Below are 6,852 nucleotides of genomic sequence, written 5' to 3' on the forward strand. Positions count from 1 at the left end.
CGGTGGCTGCGGGTGCGCGGGGGCTCGGGGCGTCAGCCGAAGAAGACGCCTACCTCCTCGTACAGCTTGGGGTCGACTGTCTTGAGCTTGGCCGTGGCCTCCGCGATGGGGACGCGGACGATGTCCGTGCCGCGCAGGGCGACCATCTTGCCGAAGTCGCCGTCGCGGACGGCCTCGATGGCGTGCAGTCCGAAGCGGGTGGCGAGCCAGCGGTCGAAGGCGCTGGGGGTGCCGCCGCGCTGGACATGGCCGAGGACCGTGGTCCGGGCCTCCTTGCCGGTGCGCCGCTCGATCTCCTTGGCCAGCCACTCACCCACGCCGGAGAGCCGGACGTGCCCGAAGGAGTCGAGGGAGCCGTCCTTGAGGACCGCGTCGCCGTCCTTGGGCATGGCGCCCTCGGCGACGACCACGATCGGGGCGTACGACGCCTTGAAGCGGGAGGTCACCCAGGAGCAGACCTGCTCGACGTCGAAGCGCTGCTCGGGGATGAGGATGACGTTCGCGCCGCCCGCCAGTCCGGAGTGGATGGCGATCCAGCCCGCGTGACGACCCATCACCTCGACGACGAGGACGCGCATGTGCGACTCGGCGGTGGTGTGGAGGCGGTCGATCGCCTCGGTGGCGATGCCGACGGCGGTGTCGAAGCCGAAGGTGTAGTCGGTGGCGGACAGGTCGTTGTCGATCGTCTTCGGTACGCCGATGACGTGGATGCCGAACTCGTCGGCGAGGCGCGCGGCGACGCCCAGGGTGTCCTCGCCGCCGATCGCGATGAGCGCCTCGACCTCCTGTTTGGCGAGGTTCTCCTTGATCCGGCGGATGCCGTTCTCCTGCTTGAGGGGGTTGGTGCGCGAGGAGCCGAGGATCGTGCCGCCGCGGGGCAGGATGCCGCGCACGGCGGGGATGTCGAGCCGGACGGTGTCGCCCTCGAGGGGGCCGCGCCAGCCGTCCCGGAAGCCTACGAAGTCGTAGCCGTACTCCTGCACGCCCTTGCGGACGATGCCCCGGATGACGGCGTTGAGCCCGGGGCAGTCGCCGCCTCCGGTCAGTACTCCGACCCGCATGGAAAAGTCCCTTCGCCGCGGTTGCCTGATGGGACTCACGCTAATAGTGATCCAGGTCACTTCGGCATGGTGCGGAAGGTCAATTCCGGTGAATTGTGCGGGTGTTGATCACTCGCCTTCACTCGAAGGGGGTGCGGGTGGAGCTGCGTGAGGTTTACGCGTCGTCCAGACCGCGCTCTATGGCGTAGCGGACGAGTTCGACGCGGTTGTGGAGCTGGAGCTTGCCGAGGGTGTTCTGCACGTGGTTCTGGACCGTGCGGTGGGAGATGACGAGACGCTCGGCTATCTGCTTGTAGCTCAGGCCCTTGGCGACCAGGCGGAGCACCTCGGTCTCGCGGTCGGTGAGCTGCGGGGCCCTGGGCTCGTCGCCGCCCGTGGCGGGCCCGGGGTCGGAGGCGAGCCTGCGGTACTCGCCGAGGACCAGGCCCGCGAGGCCCGGCGTGAACACCGGGTCGCCGACGGCCGTACGGCGCACCGCGTCGATCAGCTCCTCCGTGGAGGCCGACTTGAGGAGATAGCCGGTGGCGCCGGACTTCACCGCCTCCAGTACGTCGGCGTGCTCGCCGCTGGCCGACAGGACCAGGACGCGGAGGGCGGGGTTGGCGCCGACCAGTTCCTTGCAGACCTGGACGCCGGGCTTGGCGGGCAGGTTCAGGTCGAGCACGAGGACGTCGGGCGCGGCGGCCTGGGCGCGGCGCACGGCCTGCTCGCCGTCGCCCGCGGTGGCGACCACGTCGAAGCCGGACTCAGCCAGGTCGCGGGCCACGGCATCGCGCCACATGGGGTGGTCGTCGACCACCATGACCTTGATCGGGTCCTCCGTCTGCCCGTCCGTGGCGTCCATGGTTTCCGTCATCGCTGTCCTGCCGTCTTCGTCACCGCTGCTCGCGTCCTCGTCACCGCTGTTCCGCCTTCCCCCGTGAGACCTTCGGTACCTTCAGCTCGACTTCCGTGCCCTGCCCGGGGACCGAGATCAGCTCGGCCGTGCCGCCGATCTCACGCAGCCGTCCGCGGATCGACAGGGCCACCCCGAGCCGCCCCTCGCCCTCGGCCTGGGCCAGCCGCCCCTCCGGGATGCCGGGGCCGTCGTCGCGTACGGTCACGATCACCGCGTCCGGCTCGTCCTCGACCAGGATCCAGGCCCGGGCGCTCTCACCGGCGTGCTCGCGGACATTGTCCAGGGCGGCACCGACGGCGGCGGTCAGCTCCTTGGCGGCGGCCGGGGCGAGCGGCACGGGCGCGCCCGGCTCGGAGAGGGTCACGCGCGCGGTGGCGTACCGGGCGAGGAGCGCGCGCAGGTCGAGGGGGCCCTCGTCGTCGTCCGGCTCGTCGACGGCTCGTACGACCGCACCGAGCGCGGCGTCCTCGGACACCCGTGAGACGGGCACCAGGCCGCCCGAGACCAGCGTGCGCAGCGCCACCTCCTGCTCGCCGGCCATCCGGCCCAGCTCCGCGGCCTCGCCGCCGAGGGAGGAACCGCGCCGCTGCACCATGGCGAGGACCTGGAGTACGCCGTCGTGGATGTCGCGGGCCAGGCGCTCCCGTTCGCGGGTGGCGGCCTCGATCTCCAGGGCGCGGGCGAGGGTGCGCTCGGAGGCGCGGGCGACCTCGACGACGTATCCGATGGCGATGGAGGCGACCCAGACGAGGATCACGTTGTGGACGGTGTCGCGGGTCGGGGCGCCGCGCTCGACGATGTTGGCGGCCGCGACGAGCGTGGAGGCGAAGGCCGCCCAGCGCCAGCCGCCCTTGATCGCGAAGGCCAGGACGGCACCCGCGGTCCATATCGACGGCAGGGTCGGGCCGCCGGCCTCGATGCGGTACGAGGCGTCGGCGACCCGGGTGAGCAGGATGCCGGCGAGCGCGATGGTGAGGTCGGCGGCGAGGAACCGCTTGGTGCAACTGGCCGCGCCCGCAACCCTGGGGAGAGTCGCCAGGGTCCAGACGAACAGCAGCACGTAGTACCCGATGGCCACCCAGGGGCGGGGGAACTTGTGGTATGCGGTGGCGAAGAGCCCGATCGCGTACAGCATGGTCAGGACGCGGTACGCGGTGAGCGCACGCCACAGCGGCTGCTCGACCGACATCCTCATGACTCTCTCGCGCTTGGCCATGTCCCCCCTACCGCCACCCCACCACCCCTGACGGACGCGTCTAGGAGCCGGACCGTTCCTTCTCGGCCTGTTCCTTCACAGCCTGTTCCTTCACAGCCTGTTCCTTCACGGCCTGTTCCTTCTCCGCCTGGGCCAGCGCGGCCTTGGCCGCCTTCTCGGCGTCCTTCTCCGCCTTCGCCGCATCCGCGATCTGCCGCTTGGCGGCCGTCGCGTACATGTCGACGTACTCCTGGCCGGAGAGCTTCATGATTTCGTACATGACCTCGTCGGTCACCGCGCGCAGCACGAAACGGTCGTGCTCCATGCCGTTGTAACGGCTGAAGTCCAGCGGCTTGCCGATGCGGATGCCCGGACGCATCAGCTTGGGCATCACCTTGCCCGGCGGCTGGATCTTCTCGGTGTCGATCATCGCGACCGGGATGACGGGAGCGCCGGTGGCGAGCGCCACGCGTGCGAGGCCGCCGGGCTTGCCGCGATAGAGGCGGCCGTCGGGCGAGCGGGTGCCCTCCGGGTAGATGCCGAACAGCTCACCGCGCTCGATGACGCCGATGCCGCTCTTGATGGCCGCCTCGCCCGCGCCGCGCGCGCCGGAGCGGTCCACGGGGAGCTGGCCGACGCCCTTGAAGAAGGCGGCGGTCATCCGGCCCTTGATGCCGGGCGTCGTGAAGTACTCGGCCTTCGCGATGAAGGTCACCTTGCGGTCGAGGACCGCGGGCAGGAAGAACGAGTCCGAGAACGACAGATGATTGCTTGCCAGAATGGCGGCGCCCTCGGCGGGAATGTTCTCGAGGCCTTCCACCCAGGGTCTGAAGGCGAGCTTCAGCGGCCCCCCGATGGAAAACTTCATTGCGCCGTAGATCAACCGAGTGCCTCCTGTGTCGTCGATCAGACCTTAACCCGGAGCACCGTCAAAGGAGCCGACGACCCTGGTCGGTGTCAGTGCGGTCGCGTACGGTGAAGTACGTCTCGAAGCCTCGGGGTCGTGTTGTGCTGCCGTTCTCGTTGCTCTTCTTGTTGCCGTTCTTGTTCCGTCCGCCCGCCTGATGAACAGGAGACCGAAGGTGCCGGTCCTCCCTGGAGCCGAGCCGTTCCGCCACGAGGGCGGAGAGGTCGGCGTCCTTCTCTGCCACGGCTTCACCGGTTCCCCGCAGTCGCTGCGCCCCTGGGCGGAGTATCTCGCCGAGCGCGGTCTGACCGTCGCACTGCCGCTGCTGCCGGGGCACGGCACGCGCTGGGAGGACATGCAGCTCACCGGCTGGCAGGACTGGTACGCGGAGGTGGACCGCGAGCTGCGCGCCCTGAAGGAGCGGTGCGCACAGGTCTTCGTCTTCGGCCTCTCCATGGGCGGCGCGCTGACCCTTCGGCTCGCCGCGAAGCACGGGGACGAGGTGCGCGGCATCGTCGTCGTCAACCCGGCGAACAAGGTGCACGGTCTGTCCGCGCACGCCCTTCCCGTACTCCGCCACTTCGTCCGCACGGTGAACGGCATCGCGAGCGACATAGCGAAGGAGGGCTCCACAGAGATCGGATACGACCGCGTGCCGCTCCACGCGGCGCACTCGATGCGGAACTTCTACCGGCTGGTCGACGGCGAGCTGCCGCAGGTCACGCAGCCGATGCTGCTCCTCCACAGCCCGCAGGACCATGTCGTGCCGCCCGCCGACTCGGCGCGCGTCCTCAGCCGGGTGTCGTCCATGGACGTGACGGAGATCCTGCTGGAACAGAGCTACCACGTCGCGACGTTGGACCACGACGCGGACCGGATCTTCGAGGAGAGCTACGCGTTCATCGCCCGGCTCGCGCCCGGCGTCGGCAAGGAGTCCGACGCGGGTCAGGTGGATCAGGTGGGTCAGCAGGAAGGGACGGCCACCGGTGGCTGAGCACGAGGCGGACCGCGGCGATTCCGAGGAGAAGGGCGTACCCCTTGGTGAGCCCGTCGGCGAGCCGCTCGGCGACGAGCAGAGCGTGCCCTTCGACGAGGACGCCGCGTGGCAGGCGATCGTCGCCGGGTACGGCGAGGAGCCGCCGGACCCGCCCGGGGCGAAACCGTTCAAGTCGATCGAGGACCTCGCGCTCCTCGACCCGGAGACGAACGGCGACGTGGACAGCGGGGACACGGACGAGGAGGACGAGGAGAAGGACGGCAAGGCCGCCAAGGGTGGGGACAAGCCCCCTGCGGCCAAGTCCCTCGGCAGCTCCGTCGCCTTCGCGCCCGGTGTCGGCGGCCCGCGCGACTACCAGGCGCCCGAGCCCGCCGAGGACGACTTCGACGAGGACGACGAAGGCCACTTCGTACCGCCCGAGCCGCCTCCGCTGCCCGCCGCCGACACCACGGCCAAGTTCGCCTGGCTCGCCGTCATCGGCGGCCCGATCCTGCTCCTGCTGGCTGTCCTCCTCGGCTGGGACATGACCTGGTGGCTCGCCACCGTCGGCATCGGCGGCTTCCTCGGCGGCTTCGCCACGCTGGTGACGCGCATGAAGAGCGACGACGAGGACGGGGACGATCCGGGGCGGGGAGCGGTGGTCTGACGCCTCGCGCTACGCAGACGGCACCTTGAGGGCGGCCAGGACCGGAAGATGGTCCGTGGCCGCCCTCAGGTCTGTCTCCGTCACCCCGGGGAGGCCCAGCGGCACCCCGCACCCCAGGACTTCCACACCCTCCGTCGCGAAGATCGCGTCGATGCGCTGGTGGGGGTCCGCGGGGGTGGAGGTCTGCTCTGCGCCCCACGGGCGGGTCGCCCAGCCGTCCTGGAGGCCGGTGGCGAGGCGTTTGAAGGTGCGGCCGTTCGGGCGCTCGTTGAGGTCGCCGCCCGCGACGGCGTGCGGGGTGCCGAGCTCGGCGAGGCGCTCGAGGAGCATGCCGCCCTGCTCGTACCGCTCGTCCTTCTGGAGCGAGAGGTGGCAGCTCAGGACACCGAGACGGGCGCCGCCGAAGCGGACGACGGCGGTGGCGAAGCCGCGCCGGTGCAGTCCGGGGGTGAGCGGGAGCAGGACGTCCTCGGTGCGTTCGACCGTCGCCCGCAGGGAGCACAGGAGCGCCGGCCCGGATGCCGTCGCGCCTCCCGACAGGACCACCTGCCCGGAGGCCGCCGCCAGCCGGGCCAGTTTCTTGCGCCAGCGGAAGAACCGCGGCGCCTCCTGGACCAGGACGAGGTCGGGCTCGCAGGCCCTGATCACCCGCGCGAGCGCGTCGGTGTCGTCACGCATCGAGCGGATGTTGTAGCTGAGCACCCGGATGACGGCCGAACCGTCGGGTTCGGTACGGGACTCTGGTAGCGGACTGGCGGAAGGGCTGGTCGGCATGGCGATCAAGATACGGGAGCGCCCCCGCCGGAAGAGCCGGAATACTGCGGGTCGTTCGTCGGCCGCGGGTTGGTTGTGGCCGGCGGGGCGGGTTGGTTGTGACCGACCGCCGGTTGCTTGGGGCCGACCGCGGGTTGGTTGTGACCGACCGCCGGTTGCTTGGGGCCGACCTGCGCCCACGCGGCGGGGCCGCGTGATGTCACAGCCCTACGTCCCTTGGGGCGCGCCTTTCGGGGTGCAAACACGGCAGCGGGGGGGGGGGGGGGGGGGGGGGGGGGGGGGGGGGGGGGGGGGGGGGGGGGGGGGGGGGGGGGGGGGGGGGGTAGGGGGGGGGGGGGAGGGGGGGGAGAGGGGCGGGCGCGGAGGTCTCCGCG

The 6,852-nt window shown here is 71.0% G+C and carries 7 protein-coding genes; 2 read left to right on the top strand and 5 right to left on the bottom strand.

Annotated elements, in window-relative coordinates; all coding sequences use genetic code 11:
- Positions 1 to 32: 32 nt before the first annotated feature.
- The 4 genes from ACZ4WS_RS31320 to ACZ4WS_RS31335 form a co-directional block, all read right to left on the bottom strand.
- Positions 33 to 1,061, bottom strand: coding sequence for a 6-phosphofructokinase (locus tag ACZ4WS_RS31320; RefSeq protein WP_467985784.1), 1,029 nt, complete (start codon positions 1,059 to 1,061; stop codon positions 33 to 35).
- Between the two features lie 154 nt (positions 1,062 to 1,215).
- Positions 1,216 to 1,917, bottom strand: a complete 702-nt coding sequence (locus tag ACZ4WS_RS31325; RefSeq protein ID WP_467985786.1) for a response regulator — start codon at positions 1,915 to 1,917, stop codon at positions 1,216 to 1,218.
- Between the two features lie 40 nt (positions 1,918 to 1,957).
- Positions 1,958 to 3,175, bottom strand: a complete 1,218-nt coding sequence (gene macS / locus ACZ4WS_RS31330) for a MacS family sensor histidine kinase (RefSeq protein ID WP_467985787.1) — start codon at positions 3,173 to 3,175, stop codon at positions 1,958 to 1,960.
- A gap of 40 nt (positions 3,176 to 3,215) precedes the next feature.
- Positions 3,216 to 4,022 carry a lysophospholipid acyltransferase family protein gene (locus ACZ4WS_RS31335; protein WP_467985789.1) on the bottom strand — a complete coding sequence of 269 codons (807 nt, stop codon included), beginning with the start codon at positions 4,020 to 4,022 and terminating at the stop codon, positions 3,216 to 3,218.
- A gap of 214 nt (positions 4,023 to 4,236) precedes the next feature.
- On the opposite strand from ACZ4WS_RS31335, the gene ACZ4WS_RS31340 reads away from it, so the two are divergent.
- Both ACZ4WS_RS31340 and ACZ4WS_RS31345 read left to right on the top strand, forming a co-directional pair.
- Positions 4,237 to 5,055, top strand: a complete 819-nt coding sequence (locus ACZ4WS_RS31340; RefSeq protein WP_467985791.1) for an alpha/beta hydrolase — start codon at positions 4,237 to 4,239, stop codon at positions 5,053 to 5,055.
- Positions 5,048 to 5,704, top strand: a complete 657-nt coding sequence (locus ACZ4WS_RS31345) for a hypothetical protein (protein WP_467985793.1) — start codon at positions 5,048 to 5,050, stop codon at positions 5,702 to 5,704. The genes ACZ4WS_RS31340 and ACZ4WS_RS31345 overlap by 8 nt, the downstream gene beginning before the upstream one ends.
- A gap of 9 nt (positions 5,705 to 5,713) precedes the next feature.
- Here the strand turns inward: ACZ4WS_RS31345 and ACZ4WS_RS31350 are convergent, their stop codons facing one another.
- A complete protein-coding gene (locus ACZ4WS_RS31350; RefSeq protein WP_467985795.1) occupies positions 5,714 to 6,478 on the bottom strand; it encodes an endonuclease/exonuclease/phosphatase family protein in 765 nt (254 codons plus the stop codon).
- Positions 6,479 to 6,852 lie beyond the last annotated feature (374 nt).

This window comes from Streptomyces sp. NPDC029292 (assembly GCF_055569295.1).